This window comes from Stutzerimonas degradans, assembly GCF_024448505.1.
GTDB lineage: Bacteria > Pseudomonadota > Gammaproteobacteria > Pseudomonadales > Pseudomonadaceae > Stutzerimonas > Stutzerimonas degradans.
This window is the reverse complement of record NZ_JAMOHV010000002.1, coordinates 325,581-346,179: the sequence shown is the minus strand read 5'-3', so window position 1 is coordinate 346,179 and position 20,599 is coordinate 325,581. Positions and strand designations below refer to the sequence as shown.

Annotated in this window: 21 protein-coding genes; 20 read left to right on the top strand and 1 reads right to left on the bottom strand. The window is 66.9% G+C overall.

Annotated features, from left to right (window positions below; translation table 11 throughout):
- The first annotated feature begins 279 nt into the window (after nt 1–279).
- The gene (locus tag NAV27_RS04530; protein ID WP_023443922.1) at nt 280–2,295 is read left to right on the top strand and encodes a DNA topoisomerase III; all 2,016 of its coding nucleotides are present in this window, start codon (nt 280–282) and stop codon (nt 2,293–2,295) included.
- Nucleotides 2,296–2,840: 545 nt separating this feature from the next.
- Here NAV27_RS04530 and NAV27_RS04525 read toward each other — a convergent pair.
- Nucleotides 2,841–3,899 (bottom strand): hypothetical protein, encoded by a 1,059-nt coding sequence (locus NAV27_RS04525; protein WP_162839967.1) that lies wholly within the window; start codon nt 3,897–3,899, stop codon nt 2,841–2,843.
- Between the two features lie 480 nt (nt 3,900–4,379).
- On the opposite strand from NAV27_RS04525, the gene NAV27_RS04520 reads away from it, so the two are divergent.
- From NAV27_RS04520 to NAV27_RS04430, 19 genes are all read left to right on the top strand, one after another.
- Nucleotides 4,380–4,631, top strand: coding sequence for a hypothetical protein (locus NAV27_RS04520; protein ID WP_023443920.1), 252 nt, complete (start codon nt 4,380–4,382; stop codon nt 4,629–4,631).
- Nucleotides 4,632–4,655: 24 nt separating this feature from the next.
- Nucleotides 4,656–5,048 carry a hypothetical protein gene (locus NAV27_RS04515; protein ID WP_023443919.1) on the top strand — a complete coding sequence of 131 codons (393 nt, stop codon included), beginning with the start codon at nt 4,656–4,658 and terminating at the stop codon, nt 5,046–5,048.
- Between the two features lie 250 nt (nt 5,049–5,298).
- Nucleotides 5,299–6,015, top strand: coding sequence for a DUF5983 family protein (locus NAV27_RS04510; RefSeq protein WP_041104388.1), 717 nt, complete (start codon nt 5,299–5,301; stop codon nt 6,013–6,015).
- Between the two features lie 290 nt (nt 6,016–6,305).
- Nucleotides 6,306–7,103 carry a hypothetical protein gene (locus NAV27_RS04505; RefSeq protein ID WP_058147921.1) on the top strand — a complete coding sequence of 266 codons (798 nt, stop codon included), beginning with the start codon at nt 6,306–6,308 and terminating at the stop codon, nt 7,101–7,103.
- A 63-nt stretch (nt 7,104–7,166) separates the two neighbouring features.
- Nucleotides 7,167–7,532 carry a DUF3085 domain-containing protein gene (locus NAV27_RS04500; protein ID WP_041104392.1) on the top strand — a complete coding sequence of 122 codons (366 nt, stop codon included), beginning with the start codon at nt 7,167–7,169 and terminating at the stop codon, nt 7,530–7,532.
- 344 nt (nt 7,533–7,876) lie between these two features.
- A complete protein-coding gene (locus tag NAV27_RS04495; RefSeq protein WP_004255052.1) occupies nt 7,877–8,428 on the top strand; it encodes an STY4534 family ICE replication protein in 552 nt (183 codons plus the stop codon).
- Nucleotides 8,429–8,482: 54 nt separating this feature from the next.
- Nucleotides 8,483–9,094 carry a DUF3275 family protein gene (locus NAV27_RS04490; protein WP_034080686.1) on the top strand — a complete coding sequence of 204 codons (612 nt, stop codon included), beginning with the start codon at nt 8,483–8,485 and terminating at the stop codon, nt 9,092–9,094.
- Between the two features lie 89 nt (nt 9,095–9,183).
- Nucleotides 9,184–9,549 carry a hypothetical protein gene (locus NAV27_RS04485; protein ID WP_041104397.1) on the top strand — a complete coding sequence of 122 codons (366 nt, stop codon included), beginning with the start codon at nt 9,184–9,186 and terminating at the stop codon, nt 9,547–9,549.
- Between the two features lie 85 nt (nt 9,550–9,634).
- The gene (locus NAV27_RS04480; protein ID WP_003141029.1) at nt 9,635–10,285 is read left to right on the top strand and encodes a hypothetical protein; all 651 of its coding nucleotides are present in this window, start codon (nt 9,635–9,637) and stop codon (nt 10,283–10,285) included.
- Between the two features lie 65 nt (nt 10,286–10,350).
- Nucleotides 10,351–11,460, top strand: coding sequence for a DUF6094 domain-containing protein (locus NAV27_RS04475; protein WP_102827461.1), 1,110 nt, complete (start codon nt 10,351–10,353; stop codon nt 11,458–11,460).
- Nucleotides 11,461–11,561: 101 nt separating this feature from the next.
- Nucleotides 11,562–11,867 carry a hypothetical protein gene (locus tag NAV27_RS04470; RefSeq protein ID WP_102827460.1) on the top strand — a complete coding sequence of 102 codons (306 nt, stop codon included), beginning with the start codon at nt 11,562–11,564 and terminating at the stop codon, nt 11,865–11,867.
- Nucleotides 11,868–11,966: 99 nt separating this feature from the next.
- Nucleotides 11,967–14,240, top strand: coding sequence for a helicase-related protein (locus NAV27_RS04465; RefSeq protein WP_160524656.1), 2,274 nt, complete (start codon nt 11,967–11,969; stop codon nt 14,238–14,240).
- Nucleotides 14,241–14,438: 198 nt separating this feature from the next.
- Complete coding sequence (gene pilL2, locus NAV27_RS04460; protein WP_045633805.1) at nt 14,439–15,008, top strand: PFGI-1 class ICE element type IV pilus protein PilL2; 570 nt, start codon at nt 14,439–14,441, stop codon at nt 15,006–15,008.
- Nucleotides 15,005–15,652 carry a hypothetical protein gene (locus NAV27_RS04455; RefSeq protein WP_045633806.1) on the top strand — a complete coding sequence of 216 codons (648 nt, stop codon included), beginning with the start codon at nt 15,005–15,007 and terminating at the stop codon, nt 15,650–15,652. The genes pilL2 and NAV27_RS04455 overlap by 4 nt, the downstream gene beginning before the upstream one ends.
- 9 nt (nt 15,653–15,661) lie before the next feature.
- Entirely contained in the window at nt 15,662–16,381 is a 720-nt protein-coding gene (locus tag NAV27_RS04450) for a TIGR03759 family integrating conjugative element protein (RefSeq protein WP_045633807.1), read from the top strand.
- On the top strand, nt 16,366–16,986 hold the full coding sequence (locus NAV27_RS04445) for a lysozyme family protein (protein ID WP_102827458.1): 621 nt from the start codon (nt 16,366–16,368) through the stop codon (nt 16,984–16,986). Before NAV27_RS04450 ends, NAV27_RS04445 begins: the two co-directional genes overlap by 16 nt.
- Complete coding sequence (locus NAV27_RS04440; protein WP_102827457.1) at nt 16,983–17,516, top strand: integrating conjugative element protein; 534 nt, start codon at nt 16,983–16,985, stop codon at nt 17,514–17,516. Before NAV27_RS04445 ends, NAV27_RS04440 begins: the two co-directional genes overlap by 4 nt.
- An 8-nt stretch (nt 17,517–17,524) precedes the next feature.
- The gene (gene traD / locus NAV27_RS04435; protein ID WP_102827456.1) at nt 17,525–19,681 is read left to right on the top strand and encodes a type IV conjugative transfer system coupling protein TraD; all 2,157 of its coding nucleotides are present in this window, start codon (nt 17,525–17,527) and stop codon (nt 19,679–19,681) included.
- Nucleotides 19,678–20,427: a TIGR03747 family integrating conjugative element membrane protein gene (locus NAV27_RS04430; protein ID WP_045633693.1), complete on the top strand. Its 750-nt coding sequence runs from the start codon at nt 19,678–19,680 to the stop codon at nt 20,425–20,427. The genes traD and NAV27_RS04430 overlap by 4 nt, the downstream gene beginning before the upstream one ends.
- The last annotated feature ends 172 nt before the right edge of the window (nt 20,428–20,599 follow it).

Here is a 20,599-nt window from a genome sequence, read left to right as displayed (position 1 = left end):
TCCCCCGAGGGCGGCTGTAGCAACCGTCATACGCCCGCGATGCACCAGCGAGCTATCCCCGGGGGATAGCTCCAAGGTCGTCCACGGAGTTCCAGCCACCCTCCCCAAACGACGCTCTTGCTGCGCCAGCTCCTGCGGTCCATGCGCACCGCTGCGGCAACGGCCCGCCTGCCGATCACAAAGCGGTGTCTGCATCAATCGGCTTCCTTGCTGTCGGCATCTCCTGGCGCCGCCAAGCTGACGCCCATCCGATGAACCGCACATTTCCAAGGAGGCTTCATGCGCGTGTTCCTGTGCGAGAAGCCGTCCCAGGGCAAGGACATCGCCCGTGTGCTGGGCGCCGTTCAACGCGGCAACGGCTGCTACAGCGGCGCGGGTGTCGTCGTGACCTGGTGCATCGGTCATCTGGTGGAGGCGGTTCCGCCCGAAGGCTACGGCGAGCAATACAAGCGCTGGGCCATCGAGCAACTGCCCATTCTTCCTGAGCGTTGGCGTGTCGAGCCCAAGGCGGCGACCGCAGCGCAATTCAAGGTCGTGCAGCAGCTCGTCGCCAAGGCGGGTGAGCTGGTGATTGCGACCGACGCCGACCGCGAGGGCGAGATGATCGCCCGCGAGATCATCGACCTATGCGACTACCGCGGGCCGATTCAGCGCCTGTGGCTGTCGGCGCTCAACGATTCGTCGATCCGCAAGGCGCTGGGCGCGCTCAAACCGTCCGCCGAGACGCTGCCGCTGTATTTCTCCGCACTCGCCCGTTCGCGTGCCGACTGGCTGATCGGGATGAACCTGAGCCGCTTGTTCACCCTGCTGGGGCGCCAGGCCGGCTATACGGGCGTGCTGTCGGTGGGGCGCGTGCAGACGCCGACGCTGAAGTTGGTCGTGGATCGTGATCGCGAGATCGCGCGATTCGTCTCCATGCCGTATTGGGCCGTGGATGTGCTGCTATCCCATGCCGGCCAATCCTTCACCGCGAGCTGGATACCGCCCGAAGGCAGCACGGATGCAGCGGGTCGCTGCCTTCAGCAGCCGGTGGCGCAGCAGGCTGCGGATCGCATTCGCGCGGCACGCGATGCGCAGGTCGTGTCGGTGGACACCGAGCGCGTGCGCGAGGCACCGCCGCTGCCGTTCGACCTGGGCACGCTGCAGGAGGTGTGCTCCAAGCAGTTGGGCCTCGACGTGCAGGAGACGCTGGACATTGCCCAGGCGCTGTACGAGACACACAAGGCGACAACGTATCCGCGCTCGGATTCGGGCTACCTACCCGAGAGCATGCTGGCCGAGGTGCCGACCGTACTCGACAGCCTGGTCAAGACCGACCCCAGCCTGCGGCCGCTGATCGACCGCCTGGATCGCCAACAGCGCTCGGGTGCATGGAACGACGGCAAGGTGTCGGCTCACCACGGCATCATCCCGACGCTGGAGCCCGCCAACCTGTCGGCCATGAACGAGAAGGAACTGGCCGTCTACCGGCTGATCCGCGCCCATTACCTCGCGCAGTTCCTCCCGCACCATGAGTTCGACCGGACGGTAGCGCAGTTCTCGTGCGGCAGTCAGTCGCTGGCGGCCGTGGGCAAGCAGATCGCCGTCACCGGCTGGCGTGAGGTGCTGGCGACGCCGGGGCCGGACGATGCCGATGGCGAGGATGCGCAGCGCAGCCAGGTGCTGCCCGCCCTGCATGCGGGCCTGTCCTGCCCGGTCGGAAAGGTGGATCTCAAGGCGCTGAAGACGCTGCCGCCCAAACCCTACACGCAGGGCGAGCTGATCAAGGCCATGAAGACCGTCGCCAAGTTCGTGACCGACCCGCGCCTGAAACAGAAGCTGCGAGATACCACCGGCATCGGCACCGAGGCGACACGCGCCAACATCATCAACGGTCTGATCGGTCGCGGCTACCTGGTCAAGAAAGGCCGCGCCGTCCGCGCTTCCGACGCGGCATTCACGCTCATCGACGCGGTGCCCTCGGCCATCGCCGACCCCGGCACCACGGCGGTGTGGGAGCAGGCGCTCGACATGATCGAGGCCGGCCAAATGGCGCTGGACACCTTCATCGAGAAGCAGTCCGTGTGGGTCGGCCAGCTCGTGCAGCAGTACCGCGGCGCAACGCTCTCGCTCAAGCTGCCGCCGGCGCCGGCCTGCCCGCAGTGCGGCGCACCGATGCAGCAGCGCACGGGCAAGAGCGGCGCGTTCTGGTCCTGCTCGCGCTACCCGGACTGCAAGGGTACGTTGCCGATCGAGTCCCCGACGGGCCGGCGCAGCGCACCGCGCAAGCGGCGCGCTGCCTCCAAGGCGTCCTGATCCTCGCTTTCCCCCTGCCGCGCCGGCCACTTCACTGGCGGCGAGGCAAACGTCCCGCACCGCGCGGGACTCCAAAGCGCGCGTCTCCTTCTGCAACGGTGTGCGCGCCCCGTCTGCCCGCCATCGGGCGACGGGGCGAGAAGGTCATTGCTCCCACGAATCGCGCCCGCCGCCATTCCCTTGATCGGTGTGCCTTGCCTCGGTCACGAGGGGCTTCCTGACGCCTTGCCGCCGCGCGAGCCGTGAGGAGGCCCCTTGGGCCGAGGGTATTCCGTGCCGGTGCCCGCCGGCGGAACAACGGGCTCCCTTTGTGCGCGTATGCGTGCCAAAGGATTTCGGCCCCAACCACGACACGGGTCGGGTGTGAATGCTGCGACAGCGGACGGCTCCGACGACGGCCAGGCGCTGTGCCAGCCCACGGGTGGTTTCTTGTTCGATAGCCGAAGACCTGCAGGTCTTCGGCGCCTTTTTCCAGCCTTCCCGAAACCCGAACAGGAAACACCATGACCTCAACGACTCATGGAGATCTGCCGACCTGCCAGCTTTCACTCAAGCGTGCCGGGCTGCTTCTTCAGCAGCAGGCATTTCGCCAGATAGCTGTCCGAGAACGCTCGCAGGTTCGCGCGACGCACCGACTGCTCCGCCACAGTTCCAGGCCCCGCGCGTTTGGGTAGACAGCGGGCGACGACTTCGCCTAGTCGCGCATGGATATGACCGGTTGGATTCAACTCCCAAGCGCCATTGGCTCGACCACCTGGGATCGCCACGACGGCACGGCAACGGATTTCCCCCAGGAAATCCTGCAACAAGTAGTCGCGGGTGGCGATGTATGGAAACACGATCGTGCCCTCGACACCGGCAGGAAAAATCGCTACCGCAGGCAGCATCACATCGTGCGCAAGATTCAGCACCGCCTTCTTCTGCTCCTCAAGGCTGGCCATCAACTTGGTGTCACTCTTCACCTTGCGGATGACCTTGTTGCGGAACAGCGCAGGTTGTTCCTTCACGAGAAACAACAACGCAGCAAGATAGAAGGGCAATTGCAGGAATGGCAGATCCACCGCCTGGATCAGGCCACTCAACCACTCCAGCTTGGATTCCGCACTGCCAGGCTGGTGGTAGATGTACAGAATGGCTGGCAGGTAGCCCGACAGCAGGGCTATGTTCTGCGCAAGCTCAGGCTTGCCGTCCTCCAGCAACCTGTCGAAGTATCCGGCATTTTGCTTGGCCGCCCAGGCACCAAAGCGCTGCCCCAGCAACTCGGCAAAATCATGCAGTGCCTGGCTGGCGCCTCCAAACTTCTGCCGCTGTTCGAGCATGGCCATCACCGGGTTCAGCTCCAACGGCTTCGAGCGCAGAAGGTTCTCCAGATAGTCGGTGTTGGCCGAACGACGGCCTTCGACCATGTCGGTCAGCACATTGTTGTCGAGCACCAGTGAATGCAGCACCTTCGAGCCCGATGGCACCGATCCCCATTGGTGCAGCATCGGCCGGATATACAGCGCATCGATCTCGCCAGGTGGTGAGGCCGCCACCTTCCCATCCACCACCCATGTCTCGCCGATCAGCGGCTCCACTAAGTCGAAGTCTCTCGTTGTGTCCATTCCGCTCCATGTGCCCCCATCGCCGTAATGGTGCAACGCTCGCAGTGTAGCCATCTCATCCCGTCAGGCAGTGACTTTTCGGTGCATTCAAGCACTGGAGCATCTGGCGCAGCCTTCATACGCAATACGCAATACGCCATCGCTTCGTCGCAGCACCAGTCGTACCCAACCGGGTCCTGGTGCATAGGGCACTAGCCGGATTCGGCGGCATTGCGGTGATGACGGATTTCTGTTTCTTGGACCACAGCGACCCTCCTCGCGCCGATCCTCCCATCATGCGTCGCTGACTCGTCAGCACCATGCCAGCAGCCAGGGTCATCCGGCTGCCGCGGAGCTCCTCCGTGCGACCCGCCCAGTCCGCTTCGCATCGACCACCGCGGACGCACGCCCTCGCGGCGCCGATGCCTGCTTTGTTCCATCCACCGGGAGGTTTCCGCTCCCGTTCGGGATGTGGCCTCCGACCTTCGCCAGGAGATTGCCATGCCCCGTCCGCCCCCAGCGGTGCTTCCCAGCCCCGCACAGGCCTGTGCCGATTCCATCGGCCATCTGGCCCTGGTCCACATCGGCAAGCGCCTGCCCCTGCAGGTCTGCCACAGCGCCGCCGGCCACTACATCGGCACCACCGATGCAGAAGGTCCGGTCTCGCGTGAGTCCGTCCAGTACTTCCGTTCGTACCAGGCCGCCCGCCATGCCCTGGAGACAGGCCACTGGCAACAGCGGCTTAAGCCTTGAAACCCTCTCGCCAGGAGATTCCTCATGAACCAGTCCTTGCCCCAAGACGTACTCGACCTGATCGCTCTGGAGGATCTGCATTTTTCCCAAGCGCCCGAAGCGTTCTTCCAAGCATGGAAGCGCGGCGCCGAAATCGCCGGCCACGAGTGGTTCGGCGACGGCACACGCGAAGGTCTGCAGCGTGCCACCACCAAGTGGGACCTGCGGCCCAACATGCTGATGCTCAACGACGCCCTGGGCGTGCTGAGCAGCGGTCAACGCATGTTCCTGTCCGCGATGGTGAGCTTCTACAACTCCCGCGAGGGCGGCGCGATGCTCAAGCGTTGCGGCTTCGAGGGGCTGTCCGACTTCGGCGGCCTCGATCTGGAACGGCGCCAGGTCATCGCTGATCTCACGCTGCACTACAACGGCTGGTGAACCGCGCCTGGCAACCCACCGTCCTTTCATCCCACCCCACGAGGGACATGCGTCCCCGTTCGGGGCCATGTCCCTCCTTCCTTTCGCAGGAGCGGCCATGTCCCGAATCACCATCTTCCACTGACCTGCACCGCCCGCCACCAGGGCGGCCCGACGCCGCGGCCGGCTGACCGGCTGCCACTTCATCCACTCGCTGGGGTTCAATCCCCGGCAGGGGATTGCCTCGGCCATCCTCTGCTGGAGCAATCCCATGTCTCATTCCAAAAACCCCTTCGTCCGCGGCTACGGTGGCCTGTCCGTGCAGCGGCTGCTGGCGATTTCCTACGACGACGACTGCCCGCTGAGCTATCTGCCGCTGCACGTCTCGCAGTCGCACCTGCCGGACAGCCAGGTCGAGCGCCATGCCTGCGTCTTCTGCGACGACTTCGCGCTGATCACCGAGGGCCAGAACGTGCCGCCCGAGCTGGACGCGCAGTGCCCCAGCCACGGCATCGCCCGAAACCTCGTCTACGCCGTCATGGCCGAAGAAGCCGGCCAGCCGCTGCACGTCGGCGATACCTACTCCGAGGAAGCCGCGCGCGAGGTGGTACGCCGCCTGCGCTTCGAGACCGGGTTCTACAGCCGTGCTTGGGAAATCAGTTCGGTGCATATCACCGAGGAGGCCGGCCGCTTCCTCGCCGAACTGGCGGACATCGCCACGCCGAGCGGTTTTTTGTTCATGGCCTTCCGCATTCCCTACAGCCCGGCGGTCGGCGTGAAGCTGATCGCCACGCCCTGGACGGATGCGAACCTGCAGCATGTCGAGGGCATCACCGCCGAAGAGCTGCGGCAGGAGCACCGGGCCAAGGGCGTGCCGGAGTCCCTCGTGGAAGTGTTGCACCTGGCTGCGCTCGCCGACGTTCGCATGTTGGTGTTCGATGCCGACGCGCCCGTGCTGGACGGGCTGACGCTCTACGACGACGAGTAACCCGCAACCCATTCGAGCCCCCACGTCGGGGCTCTTCTTTTGCGCGGAACGCGGTGCCGGCGCATTGCCGATTCCCAACGGACGGTCGCCGCCATGTGCCGCACGCTGGCCGCATGTTCGCTGGCGTTGCCGGCAGTATGCCCAGGCAGTCGAGACCTTCGAGACTGCGGCGCGGTTCGCCGTGCTGGTTGCTTCGTTCTCCGGGCGCACCCGCGTCCATCCACCTCACCCTCAAGGGACCGACCTCCCTTGCAGGCGGGAGTCCCTTGGTTGCCACAAGGAGTCTCCCCATGGATACGCAAGCCATCCGCGCACAGATGCCGGCGCTCGTCGTCGGTCATGTGCCTTCCAACGTCCGTTCGTTCAAGTTCAACATCTTCGACGGCCAGCCCAAGGTTTCGACGCTGGGCTTTCACATCGACCCGAAGCCATTCGAGGGCAAGGTCATCGCCACCACCGACGAGGCCATCGTCGTCAAGACGGGACGGGCCGAGTTCGCGGTACTCGATCGCACGCTCGTGACCGAAGTGCCCGACGAGGGCGCCAAGGTGCAGGTCGAACCCTATGTCAGACGCCGCTTCGACGGTCAGCGGGCGGACACGCCCGAGGAGCAGACCGAGTTCACCGCCGACGGCCAGCCCTACACGGTGAAGCGGTTCGTGCTCGGTTCCGCACCGGCGAAGCTGCCGATCCCCGAGCCGCGCTGCCCCGAGCTGCAGGAACTGATCGACCAACTGGAGCAGTTGCCTGCTCCCGACGGCTTCCGGCGCATCACCCACATGCTGGTGGATGCCGGTGCGCGGGACATCACCTGGGTCGATCCGCTGCCCGCCGACATCATCCGCACGCCGCCGGCCATCGGCTTCACCGTCGCCACGATGAAGTTCCAGGGTCGCGTCACCGTGCTGTATGAGCGTGGCCTCGACCTCTACGCGGTGGAGCTGCGCCGCGACGGCGAGCTGGTCGAACGGGTCGATGAGGTGTTCTTCGACACCCTCGGCGAGACGCTGGAACGGCTGATCGACGACGGGAGCTGGAGACGCATTCGCGTGCAGTGTCAGTCGGGTCGCAAGGCTGTCCGGCACTGACCTCCCAGCAGCTTCCCGCCCTCGCGGCGGGAAGCCTCTCTTCCTTCCCTGGAGATCACACCCATGACTGTTCGATTCAAAGGCACGGAGCTGCGGCCCGTGCTCGCCGAAGCGGTGGCGAATCAATGCCGCGTCATCCTGGTCAAGGATCACGGCGTGTACTTCCTGGCCGAGCGCGGCGAGCGCCGACCCGATGGTCGCCAGAAGACCATCGCCTATGCCGCCGGCTGCAACCCGGATGTCGATGCCTTCGACGACTGGTGGGAACTGGCGCGTGCCGAGGTCGGTGGCGACGACTTCGGCGAGGTCTTCGATCCGCAGGAGGGCGTGTTTGCGCGCATCCTGCGCAGCGAGGACGACCTCGACGTGTCCGCCACCGCGACACACCTGTCGCTGCAGGCGGTTCCTTCCACCCCCAGCGGCAACTGACCGCCCATCCCTGGCCCCCGCTCCGGGGGCCTCATTCTTCCCGGCAATGCGGACAGCCGCGAGTGCCGATTGCCGCTCGCCTGCGCGCCGTCCTGGCGCCACGCTTCCGGCCATGTTCCGCTGACGTCCGTCAGCGACATGCCCAGGCAGCCACGATCTTCAAGGCTGCGATGCGGTTCCGGCCGCGTTGATCACTCCAGTTCGCACCGGCATCCATGCGCGAACGGCCATCGGTTCTCGATGGCGATGCCACCAAGCTGTTCCATCAACCCACGCGGGGGTTCCACACCTTCCCCGCCTTGGGTCGGGTGTGTCTCCGCCTCATTGTTCCCAGGAGATTCACCATGACCACTTCCACCGAAAAGTCCTACTTCGATCTGCACATCACCGGCCTCGGGTATCTCAATCGCATCCGCGAAGTGAAGCCCAAGAAAGGCGATGCGTTCCTGGCCTGCGACATCGCAGCCCTGAACGGTCCCAGCGATGACGTCTCGTATGTGCGCTTCGACACGCGCGTATCGGGTTCGGAAGCGCAGCACCTGGTGCGCCGCTGCATTCAGGCGGTCGACGCCGAGAAGAAGGTGATGATCGGCTTTCGCCTGGGCGACCTGTGGACCGACACCTTCACCTACTCCAAGGGCAAGCGTGCCGGCGAGCAGGGTGTGAGCCTCAAGGCCCGCCTGCTGTTCGTCAGTTGGATCAAGGTCGACGGCAAGCTCGTCTACAAGGCCGAACCAAAGCCGACCGAGACCGACGAGCGGGAGCCGGAAGTCCCTGTGACGTCCGACGCGCCCGCTGCGCAGCAAGCCTCGGCACCGGAGCCTTCCGAGCCCGTCGCCGATGCTGCCGACGACGCAGCCGATGCCCCCGCATTGGCCGTTGCCGAGTCGTTCTGATCCGCAAGGCCCCATCCCCGGGGCCTTGTCTTCTCTTCGTCCCAGGAGACCTTCATGATCACCATCCCCGGCCAACTGGCCATCAAGACCATCCACGGCAGGAACGGCGACTTCAACGTCGGCCGCCTGGCGACCTCGATCGGCGAGTTCGTCGTGAAGAACGCCGAACTCGATCAGTACCGCGAGGGCAAGTACGACGGTGATTTCGTCATCGTCGAGATTCGTCCCTCCACGTACAACGCCAACGGCCGCATGGTCATCGAGATCCGCGCCCATCTGGGCGGGATGACACTGTCCAACATCGACGCCCTGAGCCGCGACGAAGCCCGCCGGCTGAGTCCGCAGGAAGTCGATCCGATCGACGAGGAGGCGCAGGCGCCCGTGCCGGCAACGCCCCCGGCCAAGCCGAAGGCGAAGCCGCGCAGTCCGCGCGATCCCCTGGTCGATACCACGCCGTTCGGCAGCGAACCGGCTCCCGTGTCCGCTGCGGCCTCGGCCGAGGCAGACGACGCGGCGCTGTTCGGTGCCTTGTGGCCCCTGGGCGAGACCGTGAAGCTCGATGCGACCGTGGATCGTCGTGTGCTGCGTCAGCAGCGCGACCGTCTCGACAAGCTGGGCTACGAGTTCGCTCCGTTATCCCAGGACTGGCACCTCCAAGCTGCCTGATCCATCCGCCGCCTTGCGCGGCATTCCGCCACCCGCCGGGGTTCTCCCCCGACGGGGAGGGCTCCGGCCATTTCTTCAAGGAGACCCTCATGGGCTGGACCTTCGTTCGTCAGACGCGCGATCAGTTGATCCGCGAGCTGATCGCTCCGCAGGCGTCCGAACGCGCTTGCTGCGAAGTCATCGACCACACGCTGGACGGCGACGTTCTGTGGACCGTGGTTCGCGTCACCGCCAAGCAGACGGGCGTCATGGGCCTCGCGGCCGGTGAGTCCGTCGCCTACATCGGCTGCCATCTGTTGGAAAGCGCGGGCCTCGAGTGGGGCTACAAGTCCCTCGATGAGTCCGTGCATCCGTACTACTACTCGTGTCCGCTGCGCTATCTCGACATGGCGCCGGTGCAAAGCCCCGCGTGGCGCGAGCGGGTTCACCGCTTCCACGCGGGGCGCGCTGTCTAGCGGCACGCATCTTCCTTCCACCCAACCGGGGCGAGCATGGCCCCGCGGGCTGTGGTTGCTCCTTCATTTCCAAGAGGACATCACCATGCCTGCACCTTCTTCCGCGAAACCGCTGTACCGCATCGACGAATGCCCCGATCTCATGGCCGACGGTTGCGTCGGTGACGAGCAAGGCAATCTCGTCTTTCTCTCGATCTGGGCGCGCGACACCGCCGTTCAGGAGTTCCTCGCCCGCCTGACCCTCGGCCGGGATGAGCAGGGACTGGATCAGTTCCACGTCATCACCGAGCAGGGCGCATCCATCCCGGTCTTCGTCGGCAACGTCGAGAACCTGGAAAAGCGCATCACCCGTGCCTATCGGCGAACGCTGTTCGGTTCGCTGACGAATGTGTGGCTGTTCGACCGTCGCTGCGTGAAGCCAGACAAGGCCAACGCCAGCGCGCTGGCGCTTCTGCCCAGGGATTCCGCTCACCGGCTCGACCGGCTGTGGACGCTGGTACAGGACACCTGCCCGCTGCCACTGCTCGACCACTGGCGCGACACCGTGCTGGAGCTGTTGCAGACACGGCGGATGCTGACCGGTCTTCCCTTGGCCCTCGGGCCGCTGGAAGGCCATCGGCTGGCCCTCGATGTCCCGGCGCTGACGAAGGCGCTGGGCGAGCTGATCCGCAACGGCACCCTCGGCGCCACGCAGTACGAACTGGCCGCGAACGCACCGCTTCGGCGTGTGGCGTGAGCCATCCCCACGGGCATGCGCGCCGCGCGTGCCCGCCTTCCCTCATCCATCACCAGGAGAAATCCATGGCACTCATGTTTCCGCGCCTGGCGCGCAATTTCATTCGTAACGGCTACTTCCCCACCGACGAGCCGACGCTGGAGCGGGCCTTGTCCGCGCTGGCGCCGTCTCCCGGCGCCATGTCCCTCCTTGATCCCTGCGCCGGCGAAGGCGTGGCGATCGCCGAAGCCGCCCACGCCCTCGGGCGCGAGCAGGTCCAGGCCTTCGCCGTCGAGTACGACGCCGAGCGTGCCCGCCACGCACGGCAACTGGTCGATCGCTGCATCCACGGTGACCTGATGGATACGCTGATCTCGCGCCAGTCCTTCGGGCTGCTGTGGCTGAACCCGCCGTATGGCGACCTGAGCAAGGACGTGAACGGCAACATCGGCTATCAGGGCCAGGGCCGTGCGAGGCTGGAAAAGCTGTTCTATCAGCGCGCGCTGCCGCTGCTGCAGTACGGCGGCGTGCTGATCTTCATCGTGCCGTCCTACGTGCTCGACCCCGAGCTGGTCGGATGGCTGACGCGCCACTTCGCCGACCTGCGCATCTACCGTGCGGTGGAAACGCAGTTCAAGCAGGTGGTGATCTTCGGTCGCCGGGTTCGCCAGCGCGACCAGGCGTCGGAGTCGGCCAAGGCCGTGCGCGGTCTGCTGCTGCAGATCGGACAAGGTGACGCCGAAGCCGAGGAACTGCCGCTCGAATGGCCGTTCCTGCCGTACACCGTCCCTGCCAGCCCGGCCGAGCCGGAGCACTTCTATCGCGTGACGATGGAGCCCGAGCAGTTCGCCGATGAAGTCGGCCGGCTGCAAGGACTCTGGCCGGCGCTCGATACGCACCTGGGCGCCGCGCAGCAATCGCTGCGTCCGCCCGCGCGAGCCTTGTCGCACTGGCATCTCGCCTTGGCCCTGGCCGCAGGCGCGATTTCCGGCGTAGTGAAGTCCAAGAGCGGGCGCGTGCTCGTCGTCAAAGGTGATACCCACAAGGAGAAGACCCTCCAGACGGAATACACCGAACGCGACGACGGCTCCGTGGCCGAGACGCGCATCCTCACCGACAAGTTCGTGCCGGTCATTCGTGCATGGGACTTGACGCTGGGCTCGCCCACGTGGGGCGAAGTGCTGACCATCCGCTGATCGCTGTTCCCTGACGGTTCGCCGTCGCTTTCATCCACCCACCGGGGTCACGTTGCCCCGATGGGGTGCCGTGGCCCCTTCTTCCAGAAGGAGAAACCACCATGGCACTCGCAATCCTCAACCTCGCGTCACAAGCACGCTTTTCGCCCGGGCAGGTGGTCATGACCGCCGGCGTCGACGAGCTGGTCCGACAGGGCCGGCTCAACCCCACGCCGTACCTGCACCGCCATCTGCATGGCGAATGGGGCGATCTGAGCGACAGCGATCGGCGGCAGAACGACGCCGCGCTGAAGTCCGGCGAGGATCGTCTGTTCTCGTCCTACCAGGTCACGCGCGACCTGAGGCTCTGGATCATCACCGAATGGGATCGCAGCGTCATCACACTGCTGCTGCCCAGCGAATACTGATCCGCATCCAGCGGCCTCACGCCGCTTCTTTCTTCCCACCCAGGGGCATGTCACCGCCCCGTAGGGGAGGTGCATGCCCCATCTCTTTGGAGCATCACCATGTCCCTCGATCTCGAAACCGTTCCCGAAACCGCTGTGCAGGGCGACCTGCTCGAAGCGGCCGCTTCACCTCTCACGCTCAGCCTGCAGGACTTCGTGTCCGAGTTCGGCGACGAGCTGCTCGATTCGCTCAACCGCGCCAATCCTCCGGTCTACACCGGCCAGGTGCGGGTGCATCGGCAACTGATCCTCGCCGCGCTCAAGCGCAAGCTGTTCCCGGCGCAAGCCGATGTGGTCCATGCCGTCACCGAGCTGTTGGTCGATCGCGGCGAACGCGCCGCGATCGTCAATGGCGAGATGGGCTGCGGCAAGACGACGGTGGGTATTGCCACCGCCGCCGTGCTCAACGCCGAAGGCTACCGCCGTACCCTGGTGCTCTCGCCACCCCACCTGGTCTACAAGTGGCGGCGCGAGATTCAGGAGACGGTGGCCGGTGCCAAGGTCTGGGTGCTCAACGGCCCGGACACGCTGGTCAAGCTGCTGAAACTTCGCGAGCAGTTGGGCTTGCCGGCGCAGGGCCAGGAGTTCTTCGTCCTGGGCCGCGTGCGGATGCGGATGGGGTTCCACTGGAAACCTGTCTTCGTTCGACGGCGCACGCCTCACGGCGACGTGGGGGCCTGCCCGGATTGCGGGCATGTCATCACCGACCTCGACGGCGAGCCGATCAACCCGGTCGAGCTGGAAGCCGAGGAGTTCCGCCGCAAGTGCAGCCACTGCCGTGCACCGCTGTGGTCGTTGATCCGTCCCAGAGGCCTGTCCGCCAGCGACCAGTCCTCGACCGTGCTCAAGGCACTGAAGCGCATTCCTACCATAGGCGAAGTCACCGCGCAGAAGCTGATGCAGAAGTTCGGTGACGCCTTCCTCGCGTCGATGCTCGGGGACAACATCCACGAGTTCATCAACCTGATGGATGGCAACGGCGAGCTGGTCTTCTCGGACCGGCAAGCCCATCGCATGGAACGCGCGATGGCCAACATGGAGTTCGGCTTCGGCGAGGGCGGCTACCAGCCGTCCGAGTTCATCAAGAGGCAGCTTCCCCAAGGCACGTTCGACCTGCTCATCGCCGACGAGGCGCACGAGTACAAGAACGGCGGCTCCGCACAGGGCCAGGCCATGGGGGTGTTGGCGGCCAAGGCGCGCAAGACGCTGCTGCTCACCGGCACGCTGATGGGCGGCTACGGCGACGACCTGTTCCACCTGCTGTTCCGAGCCCTGCCGGGGCGGATGATCGAAGACGGCTACCGCCCGACCAAGAGCGGCAGCATGACGTCGGCCGCGATGGCGTTCATGCGCGATCACGGCGTGCTCAAGGACATCTATTCCGAGAGCACGGGCACGGCGCACAAGACGGCCAAGGGCACCAAGGTATCGGTGCGCACGGTCAAGGCGCCGGGCTTCGGTCCTAAGGGTGTGCTGCGTTGCGTCCTGCCGTTCACGGTCTTCCTCAAGTTGAAGGACATCGGTGGCAACGTGTTGCCGCCCTACGACGAGGAGTTCCGCGAAGTCGCGATGGACACGGCGCAAGCCGCGGCCTACCGCGATCTGGCGGGTCGGCTGACCCAGGAGCTGAAGCAGGCCCTGGCGAAGCGCGACACGACGCTGCTCGGTGTGGTCCTCAACGTGCTGCTGGCCTGGCCGGACTGCTGCTTCCGGTCGGAAACGGTGGTGCATCCGCGCACGCGCAACACCTTGGCGTTCGCTCCGGCTCAGTTCAACGAGCTGGAGGTGATGCCCAAGGAACGCGAGCTGATCGAGATCTGCAAGCAGGAGAAGGCAGAAGGGCGCAAGACCCTGGTCTATTCGGTCTACACCGGCACGCGCGACACCACGTCGCGTTTGAAGGTGCTGCTGGAGCAGGAAGGCTTCAAGGTGGCGGTACTGCGCGCGAGCGTGGACGCCTCCCGCCGTGAGGACTGGATCGCCGAGCAGTTGGACCGCGGCATCGACGTGCTCATCACCAATCCCGAGCTGGTGAAAACCGGCCTGGACCTGCTGGAGTTCCCGACCATCGTGTTCCTCCAGTCCGGCTACAACGTGTATTCGCTGCAGCAGGCCGCCCGGCGCTCATGGCGCATCGGCCAGAAGCAGCCGGTGCGCGTGATCTACCTTGGCTACGCCAACTCCTCGCAGATGACCTGCCTGGGGTTGATGGCCCGGAAGATCATGGTGTCGCAGAGCACGTCGGGCGACGTGCCCGAGTCCGGACTCGATGTCTTGAACCAGGACGGCGACTCGGTGGAGGTGGCACTGGCCCGGCAGCTTGTGACGGTCTGATCCATGTGCCCATGCCGGTGGCCCCTCGGGGTCGCCGGCTTCTTTCCACGGCCCTTCGGGGCTGTTTTTCTTGGGCGTATGGCAGTCCATGGCGCCGCCCCGCCATGTATTCGGGCGGGCGCCAGTGCGTTTTGTTTGCTGCCCGCAGGCCAAGCGGCGGCGATGGTGAGCGCTCCGTGTTCCAGGGAAGCGCCCTCCATGCAACCATCCATCCGCGCTGTTCACCGCCTGGCCCTCGTCGCTGGCTTGCTGGCCGGCAGCCTGTTGGCCGCCGGCTGCGCCACGACCGCCGCGCCGTCTGCGCCAGCGGTGCCGGCCGCATCGCCAACCGCCGTCGCGCCGGAGCCGGGTTTCGTTCCGGTGGCCCGCTACGGCCGCTACACCCTGGTCGAGCTGGTGCCGGAACCTGCGCAGCGTGATCTCTTGCAGCAGGCGGTGGAGGTCTCGATTCCGCCCATGCTCGATGCCAGCGTGGGCGATGCCATGCGCCATGTGTTGCTGCGCTCCGGCTACCGGCTCTGCGATGCGGCCGAGGCCGCATCGCTCTACGCGCTGCCGCTGCCTGCCGCACACCTGCGCCTGGGTCCGCTGATGCTGCGCGATGCCTTGCTGACCCTTGCCGGTCCCGCATGGGAGCTGTCGGTCGATGACGTGACCCGCCAGGTCTGCTTCAGCCGGCACGGTGCTCCCACCTTCGTTTCCGCCAACCCGCCCGGCACCGCCACGCCCGTGCCGGACGCAGACCGGCCCGAGGAGCGGCAGCCATGACCTTTCCCCAAGCGTCATCCGAGCGCGATTCCCACACGCGCTGGCTCAAGATCGCCGCGGCCTTCTGGCTGCTGCTCATCAGTGCCGTGGCACTCATCGACAGCGTCGGCCTGTCGCGGCTCGCCGAACAGACCCAGGGCAGCGCACAGGATGCGCAGGTCAGGGCGCTGGGCCTGCGCGTGGCCGATCTCGAACGACAGACCGAGGCGCACGAGCGCCGGCCGGCGCCGATCAGCCAGGCAGAATTCGCCACCGCGCGGCAGGCGCTGGACGAAAGAATGACGCGCCTCGAAGAGGCGGCGGAGACGAGGGCCCTGGCCGTCGACCTGCAGACGCTGCAGGCGCGCGTGAACGGAATCGAGACCCGCCTGGAGAAGGCCCGGCAGGTCGCATCCGTCGCTCGCCCGCGCGCTCCGGTTGCGACGAAGCCCGAGGTGCCGGAGCCGCCGTTCCGGGTGCTCGGCGTGGAGCTGCGGGGAGGCGAGCGCTTTCTGTCGATCACCTCCACCGCCGCGGCCTTGCTCGCGGGCGCCCGGCTGCTGCGCGCGGGCGATGCCGAGGGCGGCTGGCAACTGCAATCCATCGAGGCGCAGGCGGGCGTGTTCCAGGTGAACGGCCAGACGCAGCGCGTCGCGGTGCCGTAGGAGGTCGCCATGAACCTGCGGCCGTGGCTCGCTGCCGTCGTCCTGTTCGCCGCTTTCGGCGCATCCGCCCAGCCGGCCTCGGTGACGAACTCCCGCGTGGTGCCCACTCAGGTGCAGCCGGGCGCGGATGCCGCGCTCGACGAGCGCCTGGCGCGCGATTGGGGATTGCAGCCCGAGGAATGGGCGCGTTACCGGCAACTGATGCAGGGGCCGCTCGGGGTCTATTCGCCCCAGCTCGACCCGCTCACGGCCCTGGGGATCGAAGCGCGCACGGACGAGGAACGCCGCCGCTACGCCGAGTTGCAGGTGCAGGCCGAGGCCCGGCGCGTCGGCAAGACGCTGGCCTACCAGCGGGCCTACGACGCGGCGTGGCAGCGCCTGTTTCCCGGCCAGCCGCGCGTGAGCCTGCCCGGCGCCAAGGCGCAGGGTGCCGGCAACAGCGGCTCCGGGCGCCTGGCGGTCTTCGTCAAGTCCGACTGCGCACCGTGCGCGCAGCGCGTGCAGCAATTGCAGGCGGCCGGCACGGCCTTCGACCTCTACATGGTCGGCAGCCGCCAGGACGACGCGCGCATCCGGCAGTGGGCCAGCCGGGCGGGCATCGACCCGGCCAGGGTGCGCGCCCGCACCATCACGCTCAACCACGATGCGGGGCGCTGGCTGTCGCTCGGCCTGCCCGGCGATCTGCCGGCGGTGGTGCGCGAGGTGAACGGCCAATGGCAGCGGCAATAGGTGCTCCGGGCGGGGAGCGTCGGCCATCCCGCGTCGCCATCGGCTGCGCCAGCGCCGTGCTGCTGCTCGCCATCGGCGCCGCGGCCTTCGCAACGCCGGCGCGGGAAGTGCCGCCGCCGGCCTATCGACTGGCGGCGCATCGTGCCGACGTGCCGGCGGCGGTGCTGTACGCGGTGGCCTTGCAGGAGAGCGGCGCCATGCTGCGCGGGCGCCTGATCCCCTGGCCGTGGACACTCAACGTCGCCGGCACGCCACAGCGCTACGCCACCCGCGCCGCGGCCTGCGCGGGGCTGCGCCGGGCGCTCGCCCGCACGCCGGCCAATCGCATCGACGCCGGCCTCGGCCAGGTCAATCTCGGCTACCACACGCAGCGCTATGCGCAGCCCTGCGAGCTGCTGGACCCGTACCGCAACCTCGCCATCGCTGCGGAAATCCTGCGCGAACAGCACACGCCGGGCGAGGACTGGCTGCTTGCCATCGGCCGCTACCACCGGCCCGCCGGCGGGGCACCCGCGGCGCGCTACCGGCGCAGTGTGCGTCGGCACCTGACCCGCGTGCTCGACCCCGGCGTTCCCGTTGCCACCCTCCAGGCCACCACGCCATGAACCACATCGTTTTCATCGCCGCCATCGGGCTGCTGTCCACGACCGCCGTCTTCGCCCAGACCGTCTCCGCGCCGCTGATCGTCGTCGAAGACCGTGGCGGCGCGTCCGCCTTGCCGTACTACCAGCCCTTGAATCCGCAGCCGGACGACACCGCGCGGCCAGCCCCGCTGCCACGCCCGCGCGTGGGCAACTCGGCCGAGGCCGAGGCCGCGATGCTGCCAGTGCGCTCGGCGAACCTGTCGCCGGGTGACGTGCCGCACCGCGTGATCCGCGCGCCGGGCCTGACGCCGCTGTTCCTGGTCGGCGACGACGCACGCTCGCGCGCCTGGCTGCGGCAGCGCCACGCCGCGCTGCGAGAGCTGGGCGCCGTGGGCCTGGTGGTCAACGTGGAGTCGATGGCGGCGCTGGTCGAGCTGCGCCACCTGGCGCCCGGCCTGACCCTCGCGCCGGCCTCCGGCGACGACCTGGCCCAGCGCCTGGGCCTGCGCCACTACCCGGTGCTCATCACGTCCACCGGCGTCGAGCAGTAGCTGCGCAAATGGCCCAGCCGCACGCGGTCGAGGTTCTGCTGCGGCCAGCGGTGGAGCTTTATACCGTGGCGGTGTGCACCGGCGCCGCGATTCTGTGCCTGGTGGCACCGTGGTCGCTCGCGCTGAACCCGCTGCTCGGCCTGGGCTCGGGGCTGGCCTTCCTGAGCTTTGGCGCGATTCGCCTGCGCGATGCCTGGGCGATCCTGCGCTATCGCCGCAACATCCGCCGCCTGCCGCGCTACGTGATGACCAGCCGCGACGTGCCGGTGAGCCAGCAACGGCTGTTCGTCGGCCGGGGTTTCAAGTGGGAGCAGCGGCACACACACCGGCTGATGCAGACCTACCGGCCGGAGTTCCGCCGCTACGTCGAGCCGACGCCGATCTACCGTGTGGCGCGACGGCTGGAGGAGCGGCTGGAGTTCACGCCGTTTCCGCTCCCGAAGCTGGCGCGCGCGCTGGCCTGGGACAGCCCGCTCAATCCCGCGCGGCCGCTGCCGCCGGTCGGCGGACTGCCGCGCCTGCATGGCATCGAGCCGCACGAGGTCGACGTCACCCTGCCGCTGGGCGAGCGCGTCGGCCACACCCTGGTGCTGGGCACCACGCGCGTGGGCAAGACGCGGCTGGCCGAGCTGTTCATCACCCAGGACATCCGCCGCAAGGTCCGCGGCGAGCACGAGGTGGTGATCGTCTTCGACCCCAAGGGCGATGCGGACCTGTTGAAGCGCATGTACGTCGAGGCCAGGCGCGCCGGGCGCGAAGGCGAGTTCTACGTGTTCCACCTGGGCTGGCCGGACATCTCGGCGCGCTACAATGCCGTGGGCCGGTTCGGGCGGATCTCCGAGGTGGCCACGCGCATCGCCGGGCAGCTCTCAGGCGAAGGCAACAGCGCCGCGTTCCGCGAATTCGCCTGGCGCTTCGTCAACATCATCGCCCGCGCCCTGGTCGAGCTGGGGCAGCGGCCGGACTACCTGCTGATCCAGCGCCACGTCATCAACATCGACGCGCTGTTCATCGAGTACGCCCAGCACTATTTCGCCAAAAACGAGCCGAAGGCCTGGGAGGTCATCGTCCAGCTCGAAGGCAGGCTCAACGACAAGAACATCCCGCGCAACATGATCGGGCGCGAGAAGCGCGTGGTGGCCCTCGAACAGTACCTGTCCCAGGTGCGCGTCTACGACCCCGTGCTCGACGGCCTGCGCAGCGCCGTGCGTTACGACCGGACGTACTTCGACAAGATCGTCGCTTCGCTGCTGCCGCTGCTGGAGAAGCTGACCACCGGCAAGATCGCGCAACTGCTCGCGCCGAACTATTCCGACCTGTCCGACCCGCGGCCGATCTTCGACTGGATGCAGGTCATCCGCAAACGCGCGGTGGTCTATGTGGGGCTGGATGCGCTGTCCGATGCGGAGGTGGCCGCGGCGGTGGGCAACTCCATGTTCTCCGACCTCGTCTCGGTCGCCGGCCACATCTACAAGTTCGGCATCGACGACGGGCTGCCCGGCGCCGCGGCGGGCGCCAGGATTCCGATCAACGTCCACGCCGACGAATTCAATGAACTCATGGGCGACGAGTTCATCCCGATGGTCAACAAGGGCGGCGGTGCCGGCGTGCAGGTGACGGCCTACACGCAGACCCTGAGCGACATCGAGGCCCGCATCGGCAACAGGGCCAAGGCTGGCCAGGTGATCGGCAACTTCAACAATCTGTTCATGCTGCGCGTGCGCGAGACCGCCACCGCCGAGCTGCTGACGCGACAACTGCCCAAGGTCGAGGTGTACGCCACGGCACTGATGAGCGGCGCCACCGACAGCTCCGACCCGCGCGGCAACACCGCGTTCACGTCCAACACCCAGGACCGCATCAGCAGCAACAGCGTGCCGTTGATCGAGCCGGCGCATGTGGTGGCGCTGCCCAAGGGGCAGTGCTTCGCGCTGACCGAGGGCGGCAACCTCTGGAAAGTCCGCATGCCGCTGCCGGCACCCGACCCCGACGAAGCCATGCCGAAGGACCTGCAGGAGCTGGCCGGCTACATGCGCCAGCACTACGTCGAGGCGGGAGACTGGTGGGAGAACCAGGGCATCCCCGGCTTGCAGGACGAGGCGCTGCCCGACGACCTGCTGGACGGCTTCAAGCAGATGGCCGCCGCTGAAGAGGCCGAAGCATGAGCGATCCGGCCCTCGCGGCCCAGCGCCAGCAGCAACGACAGCAGGGGCTGATTGCCGGCCTGGTCACGCTGCCGTTCCGCTTCTTCGGCGTGCTGTGCGGCGCGCTGCTGCTGTGCATCCTGATCGAATGCGTCGGCATGCACTTGTTCTGGCCCGAGCAGGGCTGGCGCCACGCGCAGGGCATGCTGCACTACGAGCTGGATCAGCTTTCCACGCATTTCACGCGCAGCGCGCTGGTGCAGGAGCCGGGGCGCACCGCGCACCGGCTGGTCGAGCAGGGCTACGACTGGCTGTTCGTGAAAAGCGGTCTGCTGGACCGGATACGCGATGCCTCGGCGCAGGCCAGCGCCGGCAGCCATCGCCCGAGCAAGGATCTCCGCTACTACATCGCCCTGGTCTACGTGAACGTGGAGAGCTACCTGATCGCGGCGGCCTACACGACGCTGGTCTTCCTCGTGCGGCTGCTGGTGCTGTGCCTGACCCTGCCACTGTTCCTGATGGCCGCCTTCGTCGGGCTGGTGGACGGCCTGGTGCGCCGGGATGTGCGCCGCTTCGGCGCGGGACGCGAGTCGGGGTTCATCTATCACCGCGCCCGGGCCAGCCTGACCCCGCTGGCCGTGCTGCCGTGGGTGACTTACCTGGCACTGCCGGTCAGCGTAAACCCGCTGCTGATCCTGCTGCCCAGCGCGGCACTGCTCGGCGTGGCGGTGTGCATTGCGGCGGCGACGTTCAAGAAGTATCTGTAGGTGCGACACGTTAATTTTGGTCAGCAGTTCCTTAACGGGCTGCAGTGTCCGGTTTGATAGGGATAAGTCCAGTCTTGCAAGAGGCGGATACAGGAGTGCAAAAAATGGATATCTCTAGAAAGGCCTACCCCTTAGGCTTTATGCAACAGAAACAATAATAATGGAGGCATGA